The sequence below is a fragment of the Inquilinus limosus DSM 16000 genome (genome assembly GCF_000423185.1).
Classification (GTDB): Bacteria; Pseudomonadota; Alphaproteobacteria; order DSM-16000; family Inquilinaceae; genus Inquilinus; species Inquilinus limosus.
In genome coordinates this window covers 93919-117407 of sequence record NZ_AUHM01000018.1, presented here as the reverse complement: position 1 = coordinate 117407, position 23489 = coordinate 93919, and the positions used below count along the sequence as shown (strand labels likewise).

Sequence of the window (23489 nt, the reverse complement as noted above, 5' to 3'; positions counted from 1 at the left end):
GGACCGAGATGCATACGGGTCTGTTCCACACCATTGATTTCGACGCCGACGGCAAGGTCCTGGACCATCTGGGCCTGCCCTTCTCGGTCGACCGGTCGCCCTATTTCCACGTCAAGGTCCCGGTCGCGCGGATCAAGAGCGGCGACGGCCCGCGTGTGCTGCTGATGGCCGGCAACCATGGCGACGAATACGAGGGCGAGTTCGCCTTGGCCCGGCTGATCCGGCGCCTGGACCCGGCCCGGATGCGCGGAGCTGTGACCATCCTGCCGATGGCCAACGCGCCGGCGGTGCGGGCGTCGAAGCGCTGCTCGCCGCTCGACGGCGGCAATCTCAACCGCGCCTTCCCGGGCGACCCGGACGGCACCCCGACCCAGCGCATCGCCCATTTCCTCGAGCACGAGCTGTTTTCGCGGCACGACGTGGTGTTCGACCTGCATTCCGGCGGCACCTCGATGGCGCATCTGCCCTGCGCCCTGATCGAGCGCCATGCCGACCCCGAGCGGCAGGAGCGGGCGGTGGCGCTGATGCGGGCCCTTGGCCTGCCCTGGGGCTTCATCGCCGACAACGGGCCGGCGGCGCCGACCTCGATGGGCGCGGCGGCGCGGGCCGGGGCGATCGGCCTGTCCGGCGAGTTCGGCGGCGGCGGCACGGTGACGCCGGCGACCATGCGCGGCGCCTCGGCCGCGATCGACGCGCTGCTGCTGGCGCTTGGCGTGATCGACGCGCCGCTGCTCGGCCCTGCGCCGGAGCCCGGGCCGATGCGGCTCCTGTCCCTGTCCCGGCACAGCCAGGCGATCTACGCCACCGCGCCCGGCTGGTTCGAACCGGCGGTCGGACCGGGGGCCGAGGTCGCCGCCGGCGACCTGGCGGGGTGGGTCCACGATCTCGACCGGCTCGATGTGGCGGAGCAGCCGCTGCGCTTTGCCGAGGCCGGCGTCGTGATCTCGCACCGGTTGCACAGCCGGTGCGAACCGGGCGACTGTCTGATCCAGGTGGCCGAGGTGCTGGACACCGGCCGGTGAGGCGCAGGCGGGACGGAGGGGAGATGACGGATTCGGAGAAGCGGCCGCCCCGCATCGACGACGTCGCGCGCATCGCCGGGGTGGCGCCGATCACCGTGTCCCGCGCGCTGCGTCAGCCGGAGAAGGTGGCGGAGGACAAGCGCCGCCGCATCCTGGCGGCGATCGAGCAGACCGGCTACGAGCCCAACCAGGACGCCATCCGCCTGCGCTCCGGCGGCCGGCCGACAGCGGCGGTGACCTCTCCGTCGACCCTCGTCGCCGCCTTCGTCTCCAACATCGCCAACCCGCAATTCTCGCGCGCCGTGCGGGCCTGCGCCGAAGTGCTGGAGCCGGCGGGCTACCGGCTGATGATGGGCGAGACCGCCTATTCCTATGCGCGCGAGACGGCGATGATCCAGTCGCTGCGCGATCTCCGCCCGGCGGCGGTGCTGTTCACCGGCGTGATCGAGCTGGAGGAGAACCGCGAGACGCTGCGCTCGCTCGGCGTGCCGGTGATGGAGACCTGGGCCTATCCGCAGGACCCGATTGACATGCTGGTCGGCTTCTCCAACTTCGACGGTGGGCGGCTGGTCGGCGAGCATTTCGGCGAGCGGGGCTACCGCCGCGTCGCCTATGTCGGCCGAGGCGGCGGCCGCGGCGTGCTACGGCTGCAGGGCTTCAAGGAAGGCTTGGCCAAGCACGGCCTTCGCCCGGCGGCGGAGCTCTCGGTCGAGGGCCCGGCCGGCCTGGCCGAGGGCCGCCGCGCGATGGCTGCGCTGCTGGAACAGGGCGAGCGCCTCGACGCGGCCTTCTTCGGCAACGACCTGCTCGCGATCGGCGCCTTGTTCGAGGCGCGGCGCCGCGGTCTCGCCGTACCGGGCGACCTCGCCCTGGCCGGCTTCGGCGACATCGAGATGGCGGAGGAGTTGGAGCCGGGGCTGACCACGGTGCGGATCGACAGCGACGACATCGGCCGGCGCGCCGGGCGGATGCTGCTCACCCGCCTCGGCGGCGGGACGCCGGAACGCAGCATCGAGCTGGTCGACATCAGCCTCGTGGTCCGGGCGAGCGGGTAGGGAGGCCGGGCTACGGCATGTCGTCCCGGGACGGCATCGGCCCGTCATGGCGGCTCCCGGCGCGGCGGGATCGGCCGGGCCGAGTCCCGGGCGGCGCGGCAGAGAGCCCAGAGATAGGGGGCGGCGCAGAGCAGGATGCCGCCGAGCCAGAGCATGGCGAGGATCATGATGCGCCCCTCCAGGGCTTCGATGAGGCCGAGCACGATCGGGGTCTCCCGTCATCGCCGGTCATCCATCGCCTCCAGGGTCGTGCCGCGGCCGCGGGGCGGGCTCAGAAGCGATAGCCGAGCGCGAGCCCGACCGAGGGCTGCACTTCGCTCTGGGTGATCGGGCTGTCCGCCGCGTCGCCGAGGAGGACGCCCACATTCACGCTCGTGATGGCGACCCAGCTCTCGGAGATCTGCCAGTTGAGGCCGACCCGGAAATCGAGGCTCTTGAACCCGGCCCCGGCATCGAAGCGCTCCAGCCCCGATCTCCGGGACTGTGACGGCGAGACGCCGAAGAAGGTCTGCATGTAATCGTCGTCGGCCCAGGTGGCGGAGAGGCCGGAGGACAGGGTCCAGCTCTCGGACAGCGGCACTTTCACCGACACGCCGGGCCGGATCTGCAGCCCCTCGCTGCCGCCGAAATCCTTGGCGATGTCGAGGCCGAGTTGCACCATGCCGAAGGAATAGGATCCGAAGACATGGCCGCGCGCGGCGGCGTCGATGTCGCCCAGCCCCTTCAGGTGGTCGTCGTCATCCTCGTCCCGGCCCGGCGCCATGTCGATCGACAGGCCCAGCCGGAGGGCTTCGGTGCGCACGACGTTGACGCCGAGCCCGTATTCCATGTCGAGGAAGATCCGGTCCCGCCAGTTGACCGAGACGAAGGGCCCCGGCGTCACCGAGAAGTGGTCGGATCCCTCGTAGCTCGGCCCGATCCGGGCGCCGGCGCCGAGCACGAAGGTCCAGTCGCCGCCGCTGCCATCGTCGACGGCCGGCGGGGCAGGGGCATCCTCCGTCTGCAGGATGACCGCCTCCTGGGCCCCCGCGGGCATGGTGGTCGCGGCGAGGATCAGGCAGGCGCCGGCGAAGGTGAGCGGCGCGCGAATCCTGGTTCCAATATTCCGCTGTGAAGAAAAGGCGGCAGTCGAGAACGACGCTGACATGCAGTTCATCCCGTGGCTCTATGGAGCCGCGAGAATAGAAGTCGGCAGGACAGGCCGGTTTTAAGTTATGTTAAGAGATATTTCCGGCTCATTGGCCGGGGATCGGAACAGTCGCCGGCAGCGACATCCGGACGATCAGGCCGCGCGGCTCGCCGTCGAGCAGCTCGATGCGGCCGCCATGGCCGCGGACGACGTCGCGGGCGATCGACAGGCCCAGCCCGAAGCCCCTTCCTGCGGTCGCCGGGCGGGCGTCGTCGCCCTTGAAGAAGGGATCGAACACCTTCTGGCGCAGCGGCGCCGGAATGCCCGGGCCGTCATCCGCCACCTCGATCTCCGCGGCGCCGGCCTCGCCGAGCTTCAGCCCGACCCGCACCGTCGATCCGTGCTGCACGGCGTTGTCCACGACATTGCCGACCGCGCGCGTGAGCGCATTGGGCCGGCAGATCCAGGCCAGGCGCGGCGGCCCGGCATAGGCGACGCCGTGGCCGACATCGGCGAATTCGGTGCAGACGGTCTGCAGCAGGCTCGATAGGTCGACCCGCGACATCCGCTCCTCTCGGATGCCGGGGTGCAGGTACTCCAGGGTCTCGTCCAGCATGCCGCTGATCCGCACCACCTCGTGCAGGATGCCGTCGCGCAGCTCCGGGTCGTCGATCCGTTCGGCCCGCAGCCGCAGGCGGGTCAGGGGCGTCCGCAGGTCGTGGCTGATCGCGGCCAGCATGCGGTTCTGGTCGTCGATCAGGGCCCGGATGCGGGTGCGCATGTCGTTCAGGGCATCGGCGACCTGGCCGATCTCGCGCGGTCCCCGGCGGTCGACCATCCGGTCGTCGTCGGGCGAGCGTCCGAAGGATTCGGCCGCCGCCCCCAGCGCCGACAGCGGCGCGATGATCCAGCGCACCGCGTAGATCGAGAGGAACAGCACGAACACGATCATCGTGACGATGATCAGGACCGTGGGCTTGAGGATGAACCGCCACAGGCCGGCCCAGGTCGGTGTCGGGAACAGCAGGACGAACCGATCGTCGACCTGCACGACGAGACCATGGCCGGCACCGGAAGGAAGGTTGGCTCCGCGTGCCTCGATGCCCCAAAGGGTCTTCAGTTGATAGGCGATCAGCTCCGACAGGATCGACGTCGGCCCGCCTACAGACTGGGCGGCGAATTCCCCTGACGGCATTCGGATGACATCGGCGCCGGCACGCCGGGCGACGTCGAGGATCCCGTTGGCCTCTTCCGGGGTATCGGCGCTCTGGACGATCTGGGTGATCTTGGCGATTGCAGCCGCCGAAAGGATGACGCCGTCCCGCGCGTCGGGTTCCCTGAAGAACAGGAACAGGACGGTGCCGGTCAGCCCGATGCCGAGCAGCATCGAGGCGGCGACGATCCCGGTGATCTGGCTGACGACGCTGCGCGGCAGCAGGCGAGAGAGAAATCGCATCAGGTGGGCTCGACCCGCTCGGCGAACATGTAGCCGCCGAGGCGCACGGTCTTGATGTAGCGGGGATTGTCGGGGTCCGGCTCGATCTTCTGCCGGATGCGGCTGACATGGACGTCGATGCTGCGCTGGACCGGGCTGGCCAGGCCGCTATGCGTCAGCTCGATCAGCTGGTCGCGCGAAAGCACCTGGCCGGAATGCCGGCACAGCGCCGACAGCAGGTCGAACTCGACGCTGGTCATGGCGACCTGGACACCGTCGGGATCGTACAGCTGCCGCGACGCGGGATCGATCCGCCAGCCGGCGAAGCGCAGCGGACGCCTGCGGCCGTCCTGTCCGCCCTGGACGCGCCGCAGCAGCGCCCGGATGCGCGCCACCAGCTCGCGCGAATCGAACGGCTTGGGCAGGTAGTCGTCGGCCCCGATCTCCAGCCCGATGATCCGGTCGACCGCATCGCCGCGGGCCGTCACCATGATGATCGGGATGGTCGAGGCGGCGCGGAGCCGGCGGCAGATGCTGAGCCCGTCCTCCCCCGGCAGCATGATGTCGAGCACGACGAGGTCGACCTTGGCCCGGCCCAGCATCGAGTCCATCTCGGCCGCGGCGGTCGCGGCGGAAACGGAGAAGCCGCTTTCCGAGAGAACGCCCTGCAGCATCCGGGAGATCTCGAGATCGTCCTCGACGAGCAGCACATGCGGCTGCGCCTCCGGATGCGCCGCTGCGGAGGTCGACATGGTCTTTCTGGGTCCCGCCATGGCCCCATTGTCTCAGCGGGGCGAGGCGCGATCATCCGTCCAAATATTATTTTTTGTAAACGGCTCAGCCGAGGCGGCGGGTCAGCAGCCTACGGCCGTCCCAGGCGAAGCCGAAGCGGGAATAGAAGCCCTCCAGCCCGTGCCGGGCCTCGCCCTCCGGGGTGACCACCACGAACATCTCCGAACAGCCCATCGCCGCGCATCTGGCGGTGGCCGCGGCGATCAGGGCGGCGGCGACACCTCTTCTTCGCGCGGCCGGCAGGACATACAGATCGCCGATCTCGCCGAGGCGGCCGCCCTCCACATAGATCATGGTCGTGACCGTGGCGACGCCGACCGCCGACCCGTCCAGCCAGGCGAGCCCGACCCAGTGATGCGGATCCGCGATCATCTCCCGGACACTGCGGGCGATCATGGCGGCGGGCGTGGCAAACCCTTCCTCGTGAAGGAATCGTGCCAGCAGGTCGACAGCCAGATCGGCCGTGCCGCCGTCGGCATCGACGATCCGGAGCGCATGAGTCGTCATCGAGCCATGATGCCGGTTACGCCGCACGGTCGGAAGCGAGGGCCGGACCCGGCCGGTTGACCTGGGTACCGGATGCCGTTATCGTTCCTGATAATACGTATTATCGAGACGGAGCGATGTCGGGAGGGGGCGCGAGGCTGACGCAACGGGACATCGCAAGGCTGGCGGGCGTCAGCCAAGCGACTGTCTCGCTGGTGCTGAACTGGCGCGGCGACGGTTCGGCGCGGATTCCGGATCAGACGCGGGAGCGGGTGATGCAGGTGATCCGCGCCACCGGCTATGTCGCCGACCCGGCGGCACGGCAGTTGGTCGGGCGGCGCAACCATCTGCTCGGCGTCTTCACCTACGAGCCGGTTTTCCCGACGCTGCAGGCCGATTTCTACACCCCCTTCATGCTGGGGATCGAAGCGGCGGCGGAGCGCTTCGGCTACGACCTGCTGCTGTTCACCAGCGCGCCGGTGGCCGACGGGCGGCGCCGGATCTTCCACGAGAACAACCGGATGCGCCTGGCCGATGGCTGCATCCTGCTGGGCCGCACGCTGGATCGGGACGAGCTGGCCCGGCTGGTGGCCGACCGCTATCCCTTCGTCGCCGTCGGCCGCCGCGACGACGCCGGCGGGCCGGTGCCCTATGTCGGGGCCGACTACATCGACGCCACCGCGGCGCTGGTGCGGCGCGCCGTGGCGCTCGGCCATCGCCGCCTGGCCTTCATCGGCCCGGGCGGCGGCGCCGAATCCTCCGACGACCGCTGGGCCGGGTTCCGATCCGCGGTCGACAAGGCGGGGGTGGACTGGGTGCACGAGCCCGGCGAGGGCCGCGATCCCGGCGAGATCGTGGACGGGCTGCTGCGCGCCGGCGCCACCGCTGCCCTGGTCGAGGACCAGGCCGACGCCGTGGTGCTGGAGCGGGCGGCCCGCGACCGCGGCGTGGCGGTGCCGGACGACCTGTCGCTGATCGCACTGGGCAACCCGACGCGGCCGGTCGCGACCGATATCGATTTCACCTGCTTCCGCATCCCGCGTGAGGAGATGGGGCGGCAGGCGGTCGAGATCCTGACCCTGGTGATGAGCGGCCAGGAGGAGGGGCGGCAGCGGCTGCTGCCCTGCGAGCTGGCCGAGGGACAGACCCTCGGCCCGGCACCCGGCAAGCGGAAGGGACGGCGGGCATGACCCCGGAATTCGATGCGGATGTACTGGTGGTGGGGGGCGGCCTGGGCGGCGTCGCTGCGGCAGCGGCGTCGCTCAGGTCCGGCTGCTCGGTGATCCTGACCGAGGAATACGACTGGCTGGGCGGCCAGCTGACCAGCCAGGCGGTGCCGCCCGACGAGCATTCCTGGGTCGAGCGCTTCGGCGTCACCGCCAGCTATCGGGCCTTGCGTGAAGGCATCCGCGATTATTACCGCCGCCACTATCCGCTGACCGAGCGGTCGCGCGCTTGGCACGATCTCAATCCCGGCGCCGGCTGGGTCAGCCGGCTGTGCCACGAGCCGCGGGTGAGCCTGGCGGTGATCGAGGCGATGCTGGCGCCCTGGCGCGGCTCGGGCCGCCTCAAGGTGCTGCAGCCCTACCGCCCGGTGGCGGCCGATGTCGACGGCGACCGGGTGCGCGCCGTCCGCCTGGCCCATCGCGACGGCGGGCCGGACATCGTCGCCCGCGGCCGCTACGTGCTGGACGCGACCGAGACCGGTGCCCTCCTGCCGCTGACGGGCACCGAATACGTCACCGGCTTCGAATCCCGGGCCGAGACCGGCGAGCCCAGCGCGCCCGAGACCGCCCAGCCGCTGAACATGCAGGCGGTGTCGATCTGCTTCGCCATCGACCATGTCGACGGCAACCACGTCATCGACCGGCCCGCGAACTACGTCTTCTGGCGCGACTACCGGCCGGAGTTCTGGGGCGGGCCGCTGCTGGGCTGGCGGTCGCCGCATCCGCGCACGCTGGAGATCGTCGAGCGCAGCTTCACCCCGAACCCGGACGACGACCCGCTGGCGGTGAACGCCGACCAGCGGCTGAACCCGGGCGACGGCAACCTCTGGACCTTCCGGCGCATCGCCGCTCGCCGCAACTTCGCCGACGGCGCCTATGCCAGCGACATCACCCTCGTGAACTGGCCGATGATCGACTACTTCGAGGGGCCGGTGTTCGAGGTGCCGGAGGCCGAGGCGCAGCGTCACCTCGCCGGTGCCGAGGAGCTGTCGCGCTGCGTCCTCTACTGGCTGCAGACCGAGGCGCCGCGGCCGGACGGCGGCGCTGGCTTCCCGGGCCTCAGGCTGCGCAGCGACGTCACCGGCACGCTCGACGGCCTGGCCCAGGCGCCCTACATCCGCGAATCCCGCCGCATCCGCGCCGAGTACACGGTGGTGGAGCAGGACCTGTCCCTGGCGGTGCGCGGCGCCCGGGGCGCGGTGCGCTACCCCGATTCCGTCGGCGTCGGCATGTACCGGATCGACCTGCATCCCTCGACCGGCGGCGACAACTACATCGATGTCGGCTCCTGCCCGTTCGAGATCCCGCTCGGCGCCCTGCTGCCGCGGCGGATGGAGAACCTGCTGCCGGCCGGCAAGGCGATCGGCACCACCCACATCACCAATGGCTGCTATCGGCTGCATCCGGTGGAATGGAACATCGGCGAGGTGGCCGGCCATCTCGCCGCCTGGTGCCTGAAGCACGACCTGCCGCCGCGCGCGGTGCGGGCGCGGCCGGACCGGCTGGCCGCCTTCCAGGCCCGGCTGGAAGGGCAGGGGGTGGAGCTGCACTGGCCGGAGGTCGTCGGCTACTGACCGGCACTGCCGGATCCAATGGAAAAAGGGGAGGACGCCATGACGCTCGGACGCCGCATCTTCGCCACCGCCGCGGCCGGACTGCTGGCCGCGGCGGCCCTCGGGGCCCCGGCCCGGGCGGAGGGCATCGCGCTCCGGATGACGGTGTGGACCGGCAACAAGGCGCATCTGCAGCTGCTGGACGACATCGCCGCCGCCTACCGCAAGGACCATCCGGAGGTGGCGTCGATCACCTTCGAGACGCTGCCCTTCGACGGCTACACCACGGCGCTGACCACCCAGATCGCCGGCGGCAACGCCCCGGACCTGGCCTGGATCTTCGAGAATTCGGCACCGGATTTCGTCTCCTCCGGCGTGCTGTTGCCGCTGCAGGACACGCTGCGCGCGACGCCGGGCTACGGCTATGACGACCTCCTGCCCAGCGCCACCGCGCTGTGGCGCCGCGACGACGTGCTCTACGCCTATCCGTTCTCGACCTCGCCCTTCGGCGTCTTCGTCAACCTCGACCTGCTGAAGCAGGCCGGGGTGAAGCCGCCGGCGGAGCGGATCGCGGCTGGGGAGTGGGGCTGGGACACCGCCATTGCCGACGCCGCCGCGGTCCACGCCAAGACCGGCAAGGCCGGGCTGGTGGTCCGCGACTTCGACTACAAGCTGTGGGACAACCTCGCCACCGTCTGGAACGGCTGGGGCGCCGCACCGTGGAGCGCAGACGGCAAGGCCTGCGGCTTCGACCAGCCGCCGATGGCCGAGGCGATGCGCTTCCTGCACAAGGCGGTGTTCATCGACCAGGCGATGCCGGGCCCGGGCGCGCCGGCCGATTTCTTCGCCGGCGACGCGGCCATGACCATCACCCAGATCAGCCGGGCGGCTCTCCTGAAGGACGGCGCCTTCGCCTGGGACCTGGTGCCGCTGCCGAAGGGCCCGGCCGGCGAATACGCGGTGATCGGCCAGGCCGGCATCGGCGTGTTCAAGGCGAGGCCCAACGCGAAGACCGCCGCGGATTTCCTGGCCTTCCTGACCAATCCTGAGAATTCGGCGAAGCTGGCCCAGTTCTTCCCGCCGCCGCGCAAGAGCCAGCTCGTCGTCGATCTCCTGGCCAAGGCCAACCCGATGCTGAAGCCGGCGCAGATCGAGGCGGTCGTGGTGCGCGGCATCGAGATCGGGACGGTGAAGCCCAGCCATACCGGCAACGCCCAGATCGCCCAGGTGGTGCGGGCCGGGCTGGACGCGCTGTGGCAGCCCGATGCCGATGTCGACGCCGCGCTGAAGGCGGTGTGCGGCCGGATCCGGCCGCTCCTGGCGCGCTGACGATGGCGGCGCGGACCTCCACGATGGCGGCGGGTCCCGCCCAACCGGTGGAGGCCGCTGCTCCGAACCGGCCGTTCTGGACGCTCCGGCGCCGCGATGTCCTGGCCGGCTATCTCTTCGTCGCGCCGCAGCTGGCCGGCGTCGCGCTGTTCGTGCTGATGCCGCTGGCGCTGGTGGTCTGGTACAGCCTGCACGAATGGAACGTGCTGGCCGGCAGCTTCGACTATGCCGGCGACGTCAACTACCGGCTGCTGCTGGAGGATCCGGAGCTGCCGGGCGTTCTGCGCGCCACCGCCCTGTTCTCGATCGGCCTGGTGGTGTTGAACCTCAGCCTGGCGCTGCTTTTGGCGGTGCTGCTGAACCAGCGGCTGCGCGGCATGACGGTGTTCCGGGCCCTGTTCTTCTCGCCGGTCGTGGTGTCGCTGGTGGCCTGGACCATCGTCTGGGGCTTCCTCCTGCAGAAGGACGGCGGCATCAACGGCATCCTCGCCGTCTTCGGCGTCACCGGCCCCAACTGGCTGCGCGGCGAGACCACGGCGATGCTGTCGGTGATCGTGGTCCAGGTGTTCAAGAATGTCGGGCTGAACATGGTGCTGTTCCTGGCGGCGCTGCAGACCGTGCCGCAGGACCTGTACGAGGCGGCGCGGATCGAGGGCGCCGGCCGCTTCGCGCAGTTCCGCCGCATCACCCTGCCGCTGATCAGCCCGACCATCCTCCTGACCTCGATCATCACCATCGTCGGGTCGCTGCAGGTGTTCGCCCAGATCGCGGTGCTGACCCAGGGCGGGCCGGGGATCTCGACCACCGTCCTGGTCTACTACCTGTACCAGCAGGCCTTCCAGTTCCACGCCTTCGGCTACGGCTCGGCGCTCGCGGTGCTGCTGTTCCTCATCGTCGCGGTGCTGACCCTGGCGCAATGGCAGCTGCGCCGGCGGTGGGTGTTCCATGAGGGCTGATCTCACTCCCCACGCGCGCCTGGCCGTCTACGGCCTGATGTGCGTGCTGGCCATCCCCTTCGTCTTCCCGACCTGGTGGATGGTGACCTCCTCCTTCAAGCCGGTGCAGGAGATCTTCGCCTTCCCGCCGGCGCTGCTGCCGCGGCGCTTCGACCTCGAGGCCTACCGCCAGGTGTTCGAGCTGCAGCCCTTCGCCCTGCAGTACTGGAACAGCCTCTACATCGCCGCGGTGGTGACCTTCGGCACCATGGCGGTGGCGTCGCTGGGCGGCTACGCCTTCGCCCGCATCCGCTTCCCGGGCCAGAACCTGGTGTTCATGGTCGTGCTGCTGGCCCTGCTGGTGCCCAGCGAGGTGACCATCGTGCCGTTGTTCCGCTTCTTCCTGTGGCTCGGACTGGTTAACACCCACTGGCCGCTGATCCTGGTGCCGATCCTCGGCGCGCCCTGCGTGCTGGCGACCTTCATCATGCGCCAGTTCTTCATCACCCTGCCGCCGGAGCTGGAGGAGGCGGGGCGGATCGACGGGCTCGGCCGCTTCGGCCTGTTCTGGCGCATCGCCCTGCCGCTGGCCCGCCCGGCGCTCGGCGCCGTCGCCATCTTCACCTTCCTGCACAGCTGGAACCTGTATCTCGAGCCGATCGTCTTCCTCTCCTCGACCGAGAAGTTCACGCTGCCGCAGGCGCTGACCCAGTATGTCGACGCCTATGGCGGCCCGATGTGGAACGTGCAGCTGGCGGCGGTGACGCTGACGGCGCTGCCCGTGCTGATCGTCTTCATCCTCGCCCAGCGCCAGTTCATCGAGGGCCTGGCCCATACGGGGCTAAAAGGCTGAGCCTTTCGGCGATGGGCGATCGTCACGCCATCAGATGCTCCGGCCGGATCGGCAGCTCGCATACGCGCACCCCGGTGGCGTGGGACACGGCGTTGGCGATCGCGGCGCCGATGCCGATGGCGCCCAGCTCGCCGATGCCGCGAGCGCCGAGCGGGCTGGCATGCGGGTCGGGCGCCTCGACGAAGGCGACGTCGATCTCGCCCACATCGGCGTTCACCGGCACCAGATAGCCGGCCAGGTTCTTCGACAGGAACCGGCCGAGGCGGGGATCCATCTCCGATCTCTCCAGCAGCGCCTGGCCGATCCCCCAGATGATGCCGCCGGTCATCTGGCTGCGCGCGGTCCTGGGGTTGAGGATCCGGCCGGCGTCGTAGACGCCGACGACGCGGCTGACCCGGGGGATCGGGATGTCGCGGTCGACCCGCACCTCGGCGAAGACCGCGCCGAAGCTGAAGATCGGCGGGGTCGTTTCATTGTCGGCCGGCGACCACTCGCCCTCGGCCGACAGCCGCTCGACGCCGAGCCGCGCCAGCGCGCCGGCATAGCCCTCGGGCCCGTTGGCGCCGGCCTCGATCAGCTTCTCTTTCAAGGTCGTGGCGGCGGCCTGCACGGCGGAGCCGACGCTCATCGAGGTCGAGGAGCCGCCGGTGAAGGTGGTTTTGGGCAGCGCCGTGTCGGCGATCGCCAGGTCCACGCGCCCGACCGCCACGCCGAGCGCATCGGCGGCGATCTGGCGCAGGATCGTGCTCAGCCCCTGGCCGACATCGTGCGTCGCGGTCTCGACCAGCACCCGGCCGTCGCGGTCGATGCCGATCCGCGCCGTGGCCGGGAAGCGGAACGCCCGCAGCACCGCGGTCGCCATGCCCCAGCCGACGAGGTCGCGCCCATCGCGCATCGACCGCGGCGCCGGCGACCGGCCGGACCAGCCGAACCGGCGCGCCCCTTCCGCGTAGCACTCCCTCAGCCGCTTGGAGGAGAAGGGGCGGCCATCGGCCGGATAGGCCTCGGCATAGTTCCGGAGCCGGAGCTCGAGCGGGTCGAGGCCGAGGCGGTCGGCCAGCTCGTCCATGGCGATCTCGACCGGGACCAGGCCGACGCCGCCGAAGGGCGAGCGCATGGCGGACGGGCTGGCGCGGTCGAGACGCCGGCGGCGATGGCTGATCTTGAAGTTTGGCGTGGCATACATCGCGGGCGTGTCCCAGCCCGCCGCCTCGATGTAATGGCCGATATGGGAGCCCGCAGCGACCACATCGTGATGCAAGCCGGTCAAGGTGCCGTCGGCCCGGGCGCCCAAGGCCACGGTCTGGCGGGTTGCCGATTGGTAGCCCCAAGCCGTGTAGGACTGAGCCCGGGTCAGCACCAGCTTCACCGGGCGCTCCAGCTCCCGCGCCGCCATGGCCGCGAGCAGCTGGTGCGGCAGGCCCCACAGCTTGGCGCCGAAGCTGCCGCCGATGAAATCGTTGCGGACCCGCACCCGCGCCGGGTCGAGCCCGAGCGCCTGGGCCAGCGCCTCGCGCTCCTCCGCCACCCCCTGGGTCGAGTCATGCACGGTGAGCTGCCCGTCCTGCCACACCGCCAGGATCGCCCCCGGCTCGATCGGGTTGTGGTGCCGGTCGGCCGTGACATAGACGGCCTCGACGCGGGCATCGGCCTCGCGCCGGGCGGCCGCCACATCGCCCCAGGCGGTGTCGAGCGGCAGGCCGAAGAACTCGGTCACCGGCTCGGCCTGATCCGGGTTGGCGAGGAAATCCGCCTCGAACGGCTCCTCGTCATAGGAGACATGGACGAGGCGCGCCGCCTCCGTCGCCTGCTCCGGCGTCCCGGCAACCACCAGCGCCACCGGCTGTCCCTCGTACAGGACGCGGTCGCCCTGCAGCGGCGGCAGGTTGTCTTCCGCCAGCACCACGGTCACCTGGCCGAAGCGCGGTGCGTTCTCATGGCTGAAGATGGCGATCACGCCGGCCGCAGCCGATGCCCGGTCGAGATCAATCTTCGCGATCCGGGCCTTGGGTTTCGTCGCCGGAACGATCACCGCATGGGCCGCGCCGGCCACCGGCGTGTCGGCGGCGTAGCGCGCCGCGCCGGTGACCTTCGCCGGACCGTCCCGGCGGCTGACCGCCTGCCCGATTCCGCCGTTCATGCCGCGCCTCCCGCGATCTGCAGCGCCCGGATGACGGCGCGTTTGGCCAGTTCCACCTTGAAGCCGTTGCCGCGCCGCGGCCGCGCCTCGGCGAAGCCGGCGTCCAGGGCGCGCCGCAGCGCCGGCTCGTCCGCCGACGCCATGCCGCGCAGGGCTTCCTCCGCGTCCCGCAGCCGCCACGGCTTCGCCGCGACGCCGCCGAGCGCGATCCGCGCCTCGCGGATGACATCGCCGTCGAGGTCGAGCCCGACCGCCGCCGAGACCAGCGCGAATTCGTAGGACGCCCGCTCGCGCAGCTTGAGGTAATGCGACCGCCGCGCGGCGGCGGAGGCCGGCACCTCGATCGCTGTGACCAGTTCGCCGGGCTCCAGCACGGTCTCGGGGACGGAGGGGTCGTCGGGCAGGCGGTGGAACTCCGTCACCGGGATCGCACGCGGTCCGCCGGGCCCGTCGACATGCAGCACGGCGTCGAGCGCGGCCAGCGCCACCGCCACGTCCGACGGGTGGGTCGCGATGCAGTGCTCGGTCCAGCCGAAGATCGCGGCCGACCGGTCCTCGCCCGCCAGCGCAGCACAGCCGCTGCCCGGCCGGCGCCGGTTGCAGGGCAGCTCGACCTCGGCCCGGAAATAGGGGCAGCGGGTGCGCTGCATCAGGTTGCCACCGATCGAGGCCATGGTGCGGATCTGGGCGGAGGCGCTCTGCAGCAGAGCCTGCGAGATCGCGGGATAATCGCGCCGGATCGCCGGATGCTCGGCCAGATCGCTCATCCGGGCCAGCGCCCCGATCCGGAGGCCGTGCGCGTCGGCCGTGACGCCGTCCAGGCCGGGAACGCGATTCAGATCGACCAGGCGCCGCGGCGCGGCGATGCCGTCCTTCATCCAGTTCAGCAGCTCGGTGCCGCCGGCGATCACCGCCGTGCCCGGCTTGGCCGCGGCGCCGATGGCCTGCGCCAGGGTCGAAGCCCGTTCATAGGCGAAGCTCTGCATGGGTCAGGCTCCGGTCGCGGCCGCCGCACGCACCGCGGCGACGATCTGCGGATAGGCGGCGCAGCGGCAGAGATTGCCGCTCATGAACTCGCGGATCTCATCGTCCGAGCCGGCATGCCCCTCGCGGATGCAGGCGACCGCCGACATGATCTGCCCCGGCGTGCAGAAGCCGCACTGGAACGCGTCATGTTCGATGAAGGCGGCCTGCACGGGGTGCAGCCGGTCGCCCTCGGCCAGCCCCTCGATCGTGGTGATCTCGCGGCCCTCGGCCATGACCGCCAGCGTCAGGCACGACAGAGCCCGGCGGCCGTCGATGTGCACCGTGCAGGCGCCGCATTCGCCGCGGTCGCAGCCCTTCTTGCTCCCGGTCAGGCCGAGATGGTCGCGGAGCGCGTCGAGCAGCGTGACCCGAGGATCGATCCGGAGGCGCCGCGTGCGGCCGTTGACCCGCAGGGTCACCTCCGCTGTCGCATCCCCGGGAGATTCGATGGTGTTGGGTTCGGCGTCCATATGTCTCGCCCTTCCTGCTGCGCCCGAGGCCGGGTTCGGCTCGCTCGGTTGCTTGGAAGGTATTGGTTGATTGATTTTCCTCAAGTACCTACCTAAAACTCAGGTACTTACCTCGTGGTAAGAATTGTGGAGTTTGTGATATGAGGGAGTCACACCAGCAGTCTTTGAGATCGATTCTTCGGTCTCTTCCCCGTCATGGCGAGGCGCGGAGCGCCGTGGCCATCCAGGGGCCTGTGCCGCTGGATGGCCGCGCCCCTTCGGGGCTCGCCATGACGGGTCAACGTTTCGGGCAGCTGGTATCATGAGGGGAGAGCAGCCCTACAGTTGCGGCCTGGGGCCGGCCCTGGAGGTCATCGGCGGCAAGTGGAAGGCGCTGATCCTGTGGGAGATCCAGCTCCAGCCCCGGCGCTTCGGCGAACTGAAGCGGCTGGTGCCGGGGATCAGTGAGAAGATGCTGATCCAGCAGCTGCGGGAGATGGAGGCGGACGGCCTCGTCCACCGCGAGGTGTTCCATGAGGTGCCGCCGCGCGTGGAATATTCGGTGACGGAACTCGGCGCCTCGCTCAACCAGGCGCTCGGCCCGCTCGCCGATTGGGGCGAGAAGCATGCGGAGCGGGTCGCAGCCCGGCACCCCTGAGCCGTGAGGTTCGCTCCGGCGCGACTTCGTCGATCAGCGTTCGGCGGCCAGCCTTTCGCGGATGTGGTCCGGTCCGCCGGCCATCCTGCGGGCGAAAGGCCGGTCGGGATCGACGACCCGCCAGAAGGGCGCGCTGCCGTCCTGGCTGATGCGCACCAGGTGCCGCTGCGTGGTCACCGGGCAGCAGGCGTCGGCGCCGTATCTCGCTGCGAGCGCGCGCCTCAGTTCGGCCAGGTCCGACAGCTGGCCGGGCCGTGCGGCGCGGAGCGCGTCGGCGATCATGCTCTCGCTCGGGATCAGCATGCTCTGCGTCAGCTCCCTGCCTTTGCGACGCATTTTGATCACCGGTTCTTCGTTCATGGCTCGCCTCCAGACATGATCTCGCCAGAGGACGATCCGGATCGCCGCGACCCGACAAGCCCGGAACAATTTCTGCCGCGTGGCGGCGGTCACGGGCCGAAGATCAGGTTCGGCACGAACAGCACCGCCGAGGGCAGGAAGACGAGCAGCAGCGTCACCAGCGCGACCGCGGCGAACAGCGGCAGGGATTCGCGCGTGTACTCGCCGATCGGGATCTTCAGGATCGAGCAGACGGCGTACATCGCGGCGCCGACCGGCGGGGTGAAGTTGCCGATGGTGGCGGCGACGATGAAGACCAGGCCGAAATGCACCGGATCGCCGCCGAGGCTACGGATCAGCGGCAGGAAGATCGGCGTCAGCATGATGATCAGCACCGTGGCGTCGATGAAGAAGCCGGCCACCAGCAGCATCAGGACGATCAGGATCATCACGATTTCGAGATCGTCGGTCAGGCCGAGAATCGCGGCCGACACCGTGTCCGGCACCCGCTCCAGCACGATGCCGTAGCTGAAGATCGCCGACAGCACGATCAGGAACATCACCGCGCCGACATCGGCGAGGCTGCCTTCGAGCGCCTCGAGGAAGCTCTGCCGCCCGAGCTTGCGGTAGATCAGGAGGCCGACGACCATGGCGTAGACCACGGCGAAGGCGCCGATCTCGGACGGGGTGAAGATGCCGAGGCGCAGCCCCAGCAGCAGGAAGACCGGGAACAGCAGCGCCCAGATGCCGCCGCGCAGCGCCGTTGTCACCTCGGCGACGGTGGGCCGCGCCGCGCGTTCCGGCGGATAGCCGCGGCGCCGTGCCGTCAGCGAGATCGTCGCCGCCAGGGCCGCCCACAGCAGGAAGGCGGGAACGAAGCCGGCGGCGAACAGCCGGCCGATCGAGACCTGGCCGATCGTGCCGTAGATGATCATGCCAATGCCGGGCGGGATGATCGGCGTCAGCAGCGACCCGAAGGACAGAACGCCGGCGGCGAAGCCCCGCGACAGGCCGCGCTTCAGCATTTCCCGTCCCAGCATGCGCGCCTGCATCGCGGCGTCGGCGATCGCCGAGCCGGAGACGCCGCCCATCAGCGCCGCCAGTGCGATCGACACCTGGGCCAGGCCGCCGCGCAGCCGGCCGGTCAGCACCGCCGCGAGGTTGAGCAGCTGCTCGGTGATCCCGGACTTGTTGAGGAAATTGCCGGCGACGATGAACAGCGGCACGGCCAGCAGGGCGAAGTTCTGGGTCTGCGAGACGGTGAGCTGGATCGGGATGGTGTAGGGCAGCTCCGGATGCTGCAGGAAGAACAGCGCGCCGGAGATGCCGATGGCGAACGCCATCGGCATGCCCATCAGCATCAGGACCAGGAAGGCGATGGCGACGATCAGCATGGCGCCGCCTCAGACCGTCTGCGCCGGCTGCCGCTCGGCCGCCGGGACGCCGCGGTGGAGCTGCTTCAGCTTCAGCAGCGTGGTCAGAAGCAGCAGCATCGCCCCGACCGGCAGGCTCATCGTCACCCAGGAGTAGCTGACGTCGGGTATGCCCTGGAAGCTGCGGAAGCGGCTGATCCAGGACAGTCGCAGCCCGGCGCCGATCACGTAGATCAGGAAGGCGGCGATGATGACGAGGTTGCAGGTGGTGAGGGCTCGGCGGGCGGCCTCGGGCAGGCGCGCGGTCAGGATCTCGATCGACATCAGGTCGCCCTTGCGCCAGGCGATGTCGGCGCACAGGAAGCAGGCCCAGGCGAAGAGGCAGGTGGCGAGGTCGGTGGTCCAGTTGAGAGGATAGTGCGCCATGCGCGCGACGCCGCCGAGGAAGATCAGCCCGACCATCGCCACCAGGAAAGTCGCGGCGACCACGGCCTCCGCCCTGCACAGGATGGAATAGACTTTCGCCACGACCCCGCCTCCGCCGTTTCATCCCTCGTCATTGCGACCCCGGCCTTGAGCCGGGGGGAAGCAATCCAGGGCCACTCTACCGTCTTCTGGATTGCGTCGTCGGCTTCGCCTCCTCGCAATGACGGCTTTGGGCTCAGTTCTTGCCGATCTCCTGGTGGACCTTCTGCTTCGCCTCGACCAGGCCGAGGGTCTGGTAAGCCTGCTCGCCGGCCTTGCGGAAGGCGGCCAGGTCGACATCCTCGACGATGGTCATGCCGCGGTCCCGCAGCTCCTTCCTGATCTCGCCTTCCCGGGCGATGATCTTGGCCGAGGTCTCCTGCCCGGCGCGGCGGCACTCCTCGACCAGCGCGGTCTGATAGTCCTGGGGCAGGCTGTCGAAGAACTCGGCGCTGACCACCTCGAAATTCACCAGCAGGATGTGCCTGGTCTCGCTGGCGGTGCTCAGCACCTCGTAGAAGCGGCCGCCCGGAATGTTGCTGTAGACCAGCTCGACCCCGTCGATCGCCCGCTGCTGCAGGCCGGGATACATGTCGCCGAAGGCCATGGCGACCGGCGAGGCGCCGAGCGCGCGGATCGATTCCTGCCAGATCGGCGCCGGCGGGGTGCGGATGCGCTGGCCGCTCAGATCCTCCGGCTTGCGCACCGGCGTGTTGGTGAAGAAGTTGCGGTAGCCCTGCACCCAGTCGAAGCACACCACCTTCAGCCCGTGCTGCTTCGCCAGCTCCTCCTGCCAGGCGACGACGGTCGGGGCGGTGGAAAGCTTGCCCACCTCCTCCAGCGTCTCGACGAAATAGGGGCCGTTGATCACGGCGATGCCGGGGACATAGGTGCCGAGCCGGGCGGCGTCGGTGTTCTGCCCGACATTGGCGCCCTGGCGCATCTGCTCGATGATGTCCTCCTCGACGCCCAGCTGGGCGGAGTGGAAGACCTCGATCTTCAGCCCGCCCTTGGTGCGCTCCTCGACCCGTTGGGCCCAGGCCAGGAAGCCCTCGTGATAGGGCTCGCCCGGCGCCAGCACATGGTTGAAGCGCAGGGTGTAGCTCTCCTGCGCCGCAGCCGGCCCAACGGCCAGCGCCGCGAGGCCGAGCGTGACGCAGACCGGCCGGACCATTCTCCCCCAGTTCGTCATCTGCTGCTCCTTTGCGTCCGTCTCCCTGCCGCTCACAGCGTCTGCCCGCCGTCGACGACGAGGACGGTTCCGGTGGTGAAGGCGGCGTCGTCGCTCGCCAGATAGACCGCGGCGGCGGCCATTTCCGCCACGTCGCCCAGCCGGCCCATCGGCTGGCGGGCGACGAACTGCCGACGCGCCGCCTCCGGGTCGGGGGCGGCGGCGATCCGTTCCTCCAGCGACGGCGTGTGCGTGGTGCCGGGACACAGCGCGTTGCAGCGCACGCCATGGGCGATGACGTCGCGCGCCACCGCCTTGGTCAGGCCGATCACCGCCGCCTTGCTGGCGCCATAGGCGGCGCGGCCGGGCACGCCGGACAGGCTGGAGGCGACCGAGGCGACGTTGATGATCGCGCCGCTGCGCCGTTCCAGCATCGCCGGCAGCGCCGCCCGGATGGTGCGGAACATCGAGGTGACGTTCTGGTCCAGGCTCCGCGCCCAGTCGGCCTCGCTGCAGTCGAGGATGGTGCCGCTGTGCACCCAGCCGGCGCCGTTGAACAGGATGTCGAAGGGGCCTTCCGCCGCGATCGTCCGCTCGACCGCGGGACCGTCGGTGACGTCCAGCCCGACGGGTTTGATCGTGGAGGCCAGGGCAGGGAGGTCTTCCATCTTGCCCGGGGTGCGGCTCGCCGCCACCACCGCTGCGCCCTCATAGGCGAAGGCCAGAGCCACAGCCCGGCCGATGCCCTGGCCGGCCCCGGTCACGAACGCACGCTTGCCGTCCAGCCGGCCCATGGCGCCTCCCATCGGGCGAGCGGACATGCCGCTTCGCTCTCGCTGCACCTGTCGTGTGTCTTATGTATACTTTAGCCATGCACAGGCGGATGACAACCTCCGGCGTCGAGCCGCGGCTGCACCAGCGCGCCTTCGCCATCCTGGCGGCGCGGATCGGCGAAGGCAGCCTGCCGCCCGGCACCCGGCTCCTGGAATCGCATCTCGCCGGCAGCTTCGGCATCAGCCGCGCCCCGGCGCGGCAGGCGCTGGCGCGGCTGGAGGCGGAGGGGCTGGTCGAGCGGGCCGAGGGCCACGGCTATGTCGTCCGCGGTCCGGCCGGGGCTGCGCCGGCCGGGCCGGGGGAGGCGAGGGCGATCGAGCCGCTGCGTCTGACCGCGGCGGCGAGCTGGGAGCGCATCTACCGCGAGGTCGAGGCCGCGGTGGTGGCGCGCACCCCCTTCGCCGGCTGGCGCGTGATCGAGGCCGAGCTGGCGCGCCACTACGGCGTCAGCCGAACGGTCGCCCGCGACGTCATCGCCCGGCTGCATCAGCGCGGCGTGATCCGCAAGGACGACCGGTCGCGCTGGTACGCGCCGGCCCTGACCCGCGACTATGTGGCGGAGCTGTACGAGATGCGCTGGGTGCTGGAGCCGGTGGCGCTGGTCAACGCCGTGCCGGCGGTGCCGCGGGGCTTCGTCGCGACGATGCGCCGGCATCTGGAGCAGGCGATCGCCCGGGCCGAGGAGCTCGACGGCGCGGCGCTCGACGCGCTGGAGACCGAGATGCACGTCCAGCTCCTCGGCCATTGCGGCAACCGCACGATGATGGAAGCCCTGCGGCTCTACCAGTCGCTGCTGATCGCCCACAGCTTCCTCTATCGCTGGGGCCCGCGCCTCTACCCGACCGAGCCCTTCCTGCCCGAGCACATGGCCGTCGTCGAGCGCCTGGAAGCCGGGCGCGTGGCCGAGGCCGCCGGGGCGCTCGAACACCACCTCCGGGCCTCGCTCGACCGCGCCATGGCCCGGATCGACGTTGTCGCACGCGAGTTCCGGCCGGAGCCGCTGCCCTATCTCGCGCCGTATCGAGAGGGCGGCTGAGGCCTTCGGGGCGGCCGCGCAGGAAACCGGCACGGCGATCCTGCTGTTGGCCCGGCATGCCTGGGACGTTCGACGCATCGGCCGCCGTCATCATTGTGCTCGGCCTGCTGGTCCTGCTGTCGGCCTGGCTGCCGCTCGTCGTCCGAAGCCTGCCGCTGTCGCTGCCGATCATTGCCGTGGCCATCGGTTTCCTGGCGCCGCACGGCCCCTGGATCGAGCGCGCCTCCGCGCTGCTGCTCCAGCAGCGGGTGCTGGAGCAGATGACAGAGTTCGTGATCCTGGTGGCGCTGATGGGGGCGGGGCTGCGGATCGAGCGCCCCTTCGGCTGGCGCAGATGGCAGGCGACGTGGCGGCTGCTCGGCATCGCCATGCCGCTCACCATCGCCGCCATGGCGGTGCTGTGCTGGGCGGCTCTCGGCCTGACCTGGGCGGCGGCCCTGCTGGTCGCCGCCGCGCTGGCGCCGACCGATCCGGTGCTGGCCTGCGACGTGCAGGCCGGCCCGCCGGGGGAGGAGGAGGGCGGCGAGGTGCGCTTCGCCCTGACCTCCGAGGCCGGACTCAACGACGGCCTGGCCTTCCCCTTCGTCGTGCTCGCCATGACGCTCGCAACCACACCGCCGGAGGCGGCCTGGGTCCATTGGCTGGCGATCGACGTGGTCTGGAGGATCGGCTGCAGCGCGCTGATCGGCTACGCCGCCGGCCGCGTCTTCGGCTGGCTGACCTTCCGGCTGCCGCGTCTGAAGCTGTCCCGCACCGGCGACGGGCTGGTCGCCGTGGGCGTCACCCTGATCTCCTTCGGGGTGACCGAGCTCGCCGCCGGCTACGGCTTCGTCGCGGTGTTCATCGCCGCGGTGACGCTGCGGGCGACCGACCGCAGCAGCGAGTTCCACGGCGCGATGGCCGAGTTCTCGGAGCAGATAGAGCGCGTGCTCATGGTCGTCGTGCTCCTGGTCTTCGGCGCCGCGATCGGAACCGGCGCGCTCGGCCGGCTCGGCTGGGTCGATATCCTGGCCGCCGCCGCCCTGCTCCTGGTCATCCGGCCGCTGTGCGGCTGGGTCAGCCTGGTCGGCACGCCGTTGCCGCCCGCCGCGCGCGGGCTGATGGCCTTCTTCGGGATCCGCGGTCTCGGCACCTTCTACTACATGGCCTATGCCCTGGACCGCGTGCCGTTCCCGGACGGCGGCCGGCTCTGGACCATCGCCTCCTTCACGGTTCTGGCCTCGATCCTGATGCACGGCATCGCCGCGACGCCGCTGATGGCCTGGGCGGACCGCCGGCGCAGGGCCCGCGCATCCTGATGCCCCTGCCGACCGAACATGCGAAAGATCAGGGTCGTTGGCAGTGGGGACGGTGGTCGCGATGGCGCGGATCTATCTGGATTGCGACGGCGTGCTGGCGGATTTCGACCGCGGCGCCGCGGCGGTTCTCGGCATGCATCCCCGCGCCTATGAGCAGCGGTTCGGGCTGGCCCGGTTCTGGCAGGCGCTGGCGCGCGCGCCGGACTTCTTCGCCAATCTCGAGCTGATGCCGGATGCGATGGAGCTGTACGACGCCGTGCGGCACCTCGACCCCGTCATCCTGACCGGCCTGCCGCGCGGGGCCTGGGCCGAACCGCAGAAGCGGCGCTGGGCCGCGCGATACTTCCCCGGCGTGAAGGTCATTACCACCACGGCGGCGCTGAAATGCGAGCACTGCCATCCCGGCGACGCGCTGGTCGACGACCGGGACACATACCGGCATCTGTGGGAGCAGACCGGCGGCGTGTTCATCCACCACCGCAGCGCGGCGGACTCGATCGCGAAGCTGAGGCAGGCCGGCTTCCTGTAGGAACCGGAGACCGGCCTGCCGCCGTTGACCGGGTATGGCGAAGGAACCCGACACCAGCGCCGGCTGGACGGCGGAGCAGGCCTGGGATGCCCTGGGGCGGATCCGCGTGGTGGTCGAGGCCAGCATCCCGCCCCGCCTGATCGGCAGCGGCGACGGGCCGGAGCCGACTCTCGACCGCGAGGTGCTGGCCCTGGTCCAGGCGATCCGACTGATGGGCGCGCATATGCCCGACCAGCTCGACGAGGCGGTGCTGGCGGAGGCCCGCGCCTGGGGTGCGGACTCCAACGAGAGCGGCACCGCCACGGTCGACGACAGTGCCGACCCCAGCCCCGGCACGCGCGGGCTGCCGTAGCGGC

At 70.5% G+C, this 23489-nt stretch carries 25 protein-coding genes; 12 read left to right on the top strand and 13 right to left on the bottom strand.

Annotated elements, in window-relative coordinates:
* Window positions 1-8: 8 nt before the first annotated feature.
* A complete protein-coding gene (locus G537_RS0116890; RefSeq protein WP_026871123.1) occupies window positions 9-1022 on the top strand; it encodes a M14 family metallopeptidase in 1014 nt (337 codons plus the stop codon).
* A 23-nt stretch (window positions 1023-1045) separates the two neighbouring features.
* Window positions 1046-2077 (top strand): LacI family DNA-binding transcriptional regulator, encoded by a 1032-nt coding sequence (locus G537_RS0116885; RefSeq protein ID WP_051248502.1) that lies wholly within the window; start codon window positions 1046-1048, stop codon window positions 2075-2077.
* 44 nt (window positions 2078-2121) lie between these two features.
* Here the strand turns inward: G537_RS0116885 and G537_RS43680 are convergent, their stop codons facing one another.
* The 5 genes from G537_RS43680 to G537_RS42115 form a co-directional block, all read right to left on the bottom strand.
* Complete coding sequence (locus tag G537_RS43680) at window positions 2122-2280, bottom strand: hypothetical protein (protein WP_155888632.1); 159 nt, start codon at window positions 2278-2280, stop codon at window positions 2122-2124.
* A 68-nt stretch (window positions 2281-2348) separates the two neighbouring features.
* On the bottom strand, window positions 2349-3224 hold the full coding sequence (locus tag G537_RS0116875; protein WP_162146117.1) for a MipA/OmpV family protein: 876 nt from the start codon (window positions 3222-3224) through the stop codon (window positions 2349-2351).
* 88 nt (window positions 3225-3312) lie between these two features.
* On the bottom strand, window positions 3313-4662 hold the full coding sequence (locus G537_RS0116865) for a sensor histidine kinase (protein ID WP_026871120.1): 1350 nt from the start codon (window positions 4660-4662) through the stop codon (window positions 3313-3315).
* Window positions 4662-5414, bottom strand: coding sequence for a response regulator (locus tag G537_RS0116860; protein WP_026871119.1), 753 nt, complete (start codon window positions 5412-5414; stop codon window positions 4662-4664). The genes G537_RS0116865 and G537_RS0116860 overlap by 1 nt, the downstream gene beginning before the upstream one ends.
* Window positions 5415-5478: 64 nt before the next feature.
* Window positions 5479-5940: a GNAT family N-acetyltransferase gene (locus G537_RS42115; RefSeq protein WP_051248500.1), complete on the bottom strand. Its 462-nt coding sequence runs from the start codon at window positions 5938-5940 to the stop codon at window positions 5479-5481.
* A 116-nt stretch (window positions 5941-6056) separates the two neighbouring features.
* On the opposite strand from G537_RS42115, the gene G537_RS0116850 reads away from it, so the two are divergent.
* The 5 genes from G537_RS0116850 to G537_RS0116830 are packed head-to-tail and all read left to right on the top strand — an operon-like array spanning window position 6057 to window position 11815.
* The gene (locus G537_RS0116850) at window positions 6057-7109 is read left to right on the top strand and encodes a LacI family DNA-binding transcriptional regulator (RefSeq protein ID WP_026871118.1); all 1053 of its coding nucleotides are present in this window, start codon (window positions 6057-6059) and stop codon (window positions 7107-7109) included.
* Window positions 7106-8719 carry an FAD-dependent oxidoreductase gene (locus G537_RS0116845; RefSeq protein ID WP_034851977.1) on the top strand — a complete coding sequence of 538 codons (1614 nt, stop codon included), beginning with the start codon at window positions 7106-7108 and terminating at the stop codon, window positions 8717-8719. Before G537_RS0116850 ends, G537_RS0116845 begins: the two co-directional genes overlap by 4 nt.
* Window positions 8720-8758: 39 nt before the next feature.
* Window positions 8759-10027 carry an ABC transporter substrate-binding protein gene (locus G537_RS0116840; protein ID WP_026871116.1) on the top strand — a complete coding sequence of 423 codons (1269 nt, stop codon included), beginning with the start codon at window positions 8759-8761 and terminating at the stop codon, window positions 10025-10027.
* Window positions 10028-10050: 23 nt separating this feature from the next.
* A complete protein-coding gene (locus G537_RS0116835) occupies window positions 10051-10983 on the top strand; it encodes a carbohydrate ABC transporter permease (protein WP_051248510.1) in 933 nt (310 codons plus the stop codon).
* The gene (locus G537_RS0116830) at window positions 10973-11815 is read left to right on the top strand and encodes a carbohydrate ABC transporter permease (RefSeq protein ID WP_026871114.1); all 843 of its coding nucleotides are present in this window, start codon (window positions 10973-10975) and stop codon (window positions 11813-11815) included. Before G537_RS0116835 ends, G537_RS0116830 begins: the two co-directional genes overlap by 11 nt.
* A gap of 22 nt (window positions 11816-11837) precedes the next feature.
* Here the strand turns inward: G537_RS0116830 and G537_RS0116825 are convergent, their stop codons facing one another.
* The 3 genes from G537_RS0116825 to G537_RS38390 are packed head-to-tail and all read right to left on the bottom strand — an operon-like array spanning window position 11838 to window position 15451.
* Window positions 11838-13955 carry a xanthine dehydrogenase family protein molybdopterin-binding subunit gene (locus G537_RS0116825; RefSeq protein WP_026871113.1) on the bottom strand — a complete coding sequence of 706 codons (2118 nt, stop codon included), beginning with the start codon at window positions 13953-13955 and terminating at the stop codon, window positions 11838-11840.
* Window positions 13952-14941 carry an FAD binding domain-containing protein gene (locus tag G537_RS0116820; protein ID WP_026871112.1) on the bottom strand — a complete coding sequence of 330 codons (990 nt, stop codon included), beginning with the start codon at window positions 14939-14941 and terminating at the stop codon, window positions 13952-13954. The genes G537_RS0116825 and G537_RS0116820 overlap by 4 nt, the downstream gene beginning before the upstream one ends.
* Window positions 14942-14944: 3 nt before the next feature.
* Window positions 14945-15451, bottom strand: coding sequence for a (2Fe-2S)-binding protein (locus G537_RS38390; protein ID WP_051248499.1), 507 nt, complete (start codon window positions 15449-15451; stop codon window positions 14945-14947).
* A gap of 301 nt (window positions 15452-15752) precedes the next feature.
* Between G537_RS38390 and G537_RS0116810 the strand changes: the two genes are divergently transcribed.
* Window positions 15753-16088 carry a winged helix-turn-helix transcriptional regulator gene (locus G537_RS0116810; RefSeq protein WP_026871111.1) on the top strand — a complete coding sequence of 112 codons (336 nt, stop codon included), beginning with the start codon at window positions 15753-15755 and terminating at the stop codon, window positions 16086-16088.
* Window positions 16089-16121: 33 nt separating this feature from the next.
* On the opposite strand, the gene G537_RS0116805 is transcribed toward G537_RS0116810, so the two are convergent.
* The 5 genes from G537_RS0116805 to G537_RS0116785 all read right to left on the bottom strand — a co-directional run bounded on the left by G537_RS0116805 (window position 16122) and on the right by G537_RS0116785 (window position 20257).
* Window positions 16122-16448, bottom strand: coding sequence for a hypothetical protein (locus G537_RS0116805; RefSeq protein WP_026871110.1), 327 nt, complete (start codon window positions 16446-16448; stop codon window positions 16122-16124).
* 89 nt (window positions 16449-16537) lie between these two features.
* Window positions 16538-17821 (bottom strand): TRAP transporter large permease, encoded by a 1284-nt coding sequence (locus G537_RS0116800; protein ID WP_026871109.1) that lies wholly within the window; start codon window positions 17819-17821, stop codon window positions 16538-16540.
* Between the two features lie 9 nt (window positions 17822-17830).
* On the bottom strand, window positions 17831-18328 hold the full coding sequence (locus G537_RS38385) for a TRAP transporter small permease (protein ID WP_034851975.1): 498 nt from the start codon (window positions 18326-18328) through the stop codon (window positions 17831-17833).
* Window positions 18329-18461: 133 nt separating this feature from the next.
* Window positions 18462-19457, bottom strand: coding sequence for a C4-dicarboxylate TRAP transporter substrate-binding protein (locus G537_RS0116790; protein WP_026871108.1), 996 nt, complete (start codon window positions 19455-19457; stop codon window positions 18462-18464).
* Window positions 19458-19489: 32 nt separating this feature from the next.
* A complete protein-coding gene (locus G537_RS0116785; protein WP_245579039.1) occupies window positions 19490-20257 on the bottom strand; it encodes an SDR family oxidoreductase in 768 nt (255 codons plus the stop codon).
* Between the two features lie 62 nt (window positions 20258-20319).
* On the opposite strand from G537_RS0116785, the gene G537_RS0116780 reads away from it, so the two are divergent.
* The 4 genes from G537_RS0116780 (at window position 20320) to G537_RS0116765 (ending at window position 23485) form a co-directional block, all read left to right on the top strand.
* Window positions 20320-21306 carry a GntR family transcriptional regulator gene (locus G537_RS0116780; RefSeq protein WP_245579038.1) on the top strand — a complete coding sequence of 329 codons (987 nt, stop codon included), beginning with the start codon at window positions 20320-20322 and terminating at the stop codon, window positions 21304-21306.
* A 56-nt stretch (window positions 21307-21362) separates the two neighbouring features.
* Window positions 21363-22604, top strand: coding sequence for a cation:proton antiporter (locus G537_RS0116775; protein ID WP_026871105.1), 1242 nt, complete (start codon window positions 21363-21365; stop codon window positions 22602-22604).
* A gap of 61 nt (window positions 22605-22665) precedes the next feature.
* Window positions 22666-23133, top strand: coding sequence for an HAD family hydrolase (locus G537_RS0116770; protein ID WP_026871104.1), 468 nt, complete (start codon window positions 22666-22668; stop codon window positions 23131-23133).
* A gap of 34 nt (window positions 23134-23167) precedes the next feature.
* Complete coding sequence (locus G537_RS0116765) at window positions 23168-23485, top strand: hypothetical protein (RefSeq protein WP_026871103.1); 318 nt, start codon at window positions 23168-23170, stop codon at window positions 23483-23485.
* Window positions 23486-23489 lie beyond the last annotated feature (4 nt).

Bases quoted from the DNA above. Each gene is read 5' to 3' on its own strand.
- G537_RS0116890 (WP_026871123.1), top strand. From the start codon at position 9: ATGCATACGGGTCTGTTCCACACCATTGATTTCGACGCCGACGGCAAG.
- G537_RS0116885 (WP_051248502.1), top strand. From the start codon at position 1,046: ATGACGGATTCGGAGAAGCGGCCGCCCCGCATCGACGACGTCGCGCGC.
- G537_RS0116875 (WP_162146117.1), bottom strand. From the start codon at position 3,224: ATGTCAGCGTCGTTCTCGACTGCCGCCTTTTCTTCACAGCGGAATATT.
- G537_RS0116865 (WP_026871120.1), bottom strand. From the start codon at position 4,662: ATGCGATTTCTCTCTCGCCTGCTGCCGCGCAGCGTCGTCAGCCAGATC.
- G537_RS0116860 (WP_026871119.1), bottom strand. From the start codon at position 5,414: ATGGCGGGACCCAGAAAGACCATGTCGACCTCCGCAGCGGCGCATCCG.
- G537_RS42115 (WP_051248500.1), bottom strand. From the start codon at position 5,940: ATGACGACTCATGCGCTCCGGATCGTCGATGCCGACGGCGGCACGGCC.
- G537_RS0116850 (WP_026871118.1), top strand. From the start codon at position 6,057: ATGTCGGGAGGGGGCGCGAGGCTGACGCAACGGGACATCGCAAGGCTG.
- G537_RS0116845 (WP_034851977.1), top strand. From the start codon at position 7,106: ATGACCCCGGAATTCGATGCGGATGTACTGGTGGTGGGGGGCGGCCTG.
- G537_RS0116840 (WP_026871116.1), top strand. From the start codon at position 8,759: ATGACGCTCGGACGCCGCATCTTCGCCACCGCCGCGGCCGGACTGCTG.
- G537_RS0116835 (WP_051248510.1), top strand. From the start codon at position 10,051: ATGGCGGCGGGTCCCGCCCAACCGGTGGAGGCCGCTGCTCCGAACCGG.
- G537_RS0116830 (WP_026871114.1), top strand. From the start codon at position 10,973: ATGAGGGCTGATCTCACTCCCCACGCGCGCCTGGCCGTCTACGGCCTG.
- G537_RS0116825 (WP_026871113.1), bottom strand. From the start codon at position 13,955: ATGAACGGCGGAATCGGGCAGGCGGTCAGCCGCCGGGACGGTCCGGCG.
- G537_RS0116820 (WP_026871112.1), bottom strand. From the start codon at position 14,941: ATGCAGAGCTTCGCCTATGAACGGGCTTCGACCCTGGCGCAGGCCATC.
- G537_RS38390 (WP_051248499.1), bottom strand. From the start codon at position 15,451: ATGGACGCCGAACCCAACACCATCGAATCTCCCGGGGATGCGACAGCG.
- G537_RS0116810 (WP_026871111.1), top strand. From the start codon at position 15,753: ATGAGGGGAGAGCAGCCCTACAGTTGCGGCCTGGGGCCGGCCCTGGAG.
- G537_RS0116805 (WP_026871110.1), bottom strand. From the start codon at position 16,448: ATGAACGAAGAACCGGTGATCAAAATGCGTCGCAAAGGCAGGGAGCTG.
- G537_RS0116800 (WP_026871109.1), bottom strand. From the start codon at position 17,821: ATGCTGATCGTCGCCATCGCCTTCCTGGTCCTGATGCTGATGGGCATG.
- G537_RS0116790 (WP_026871108.1), bottom strand. From the start codon at position 19,457: ATGACGAACTGGGGGAGAATGGTCCGGCCGGTCTGCGTCACGCTCGGC.
- G537_RS0116785 (WP_245579039.1), bottom strand. From the start codon at position 20,257: ATGTCCGCTCGCCCGATGGGAGGCGCCATGGGCCGGCTGGACGGCAAG.
- G537_RS0116780 (WP_245579038.1), top strand. From the start codon at position 20,320: ATGACAACCTCCGGCGTCGAGCCGCGGCTGCACCAGCGCGCCTTCGCC.
- G537_RS0116775 (WP_026871105.1), top strand. From the start codon at position 21,363: ATGCCTGGGACGTTCGACGCATCGGCCGCCGTCATCATTGTGCTCGGC.
- G537_RS0116770 (WP_026871104.1), top strand. From the start codon at position 22,666: ATGGCGCGGATCTATCTGGATTGCGACGGCGTGCTGGCGGATTTCGAC.
- G537_RS0116765 (WP_026871103.1), top strand. From the start codon at position 23,168: ATGGCGAAGGAACCCGACACCAGCGCCGGCTGGACGGCGGAGCAGGCC.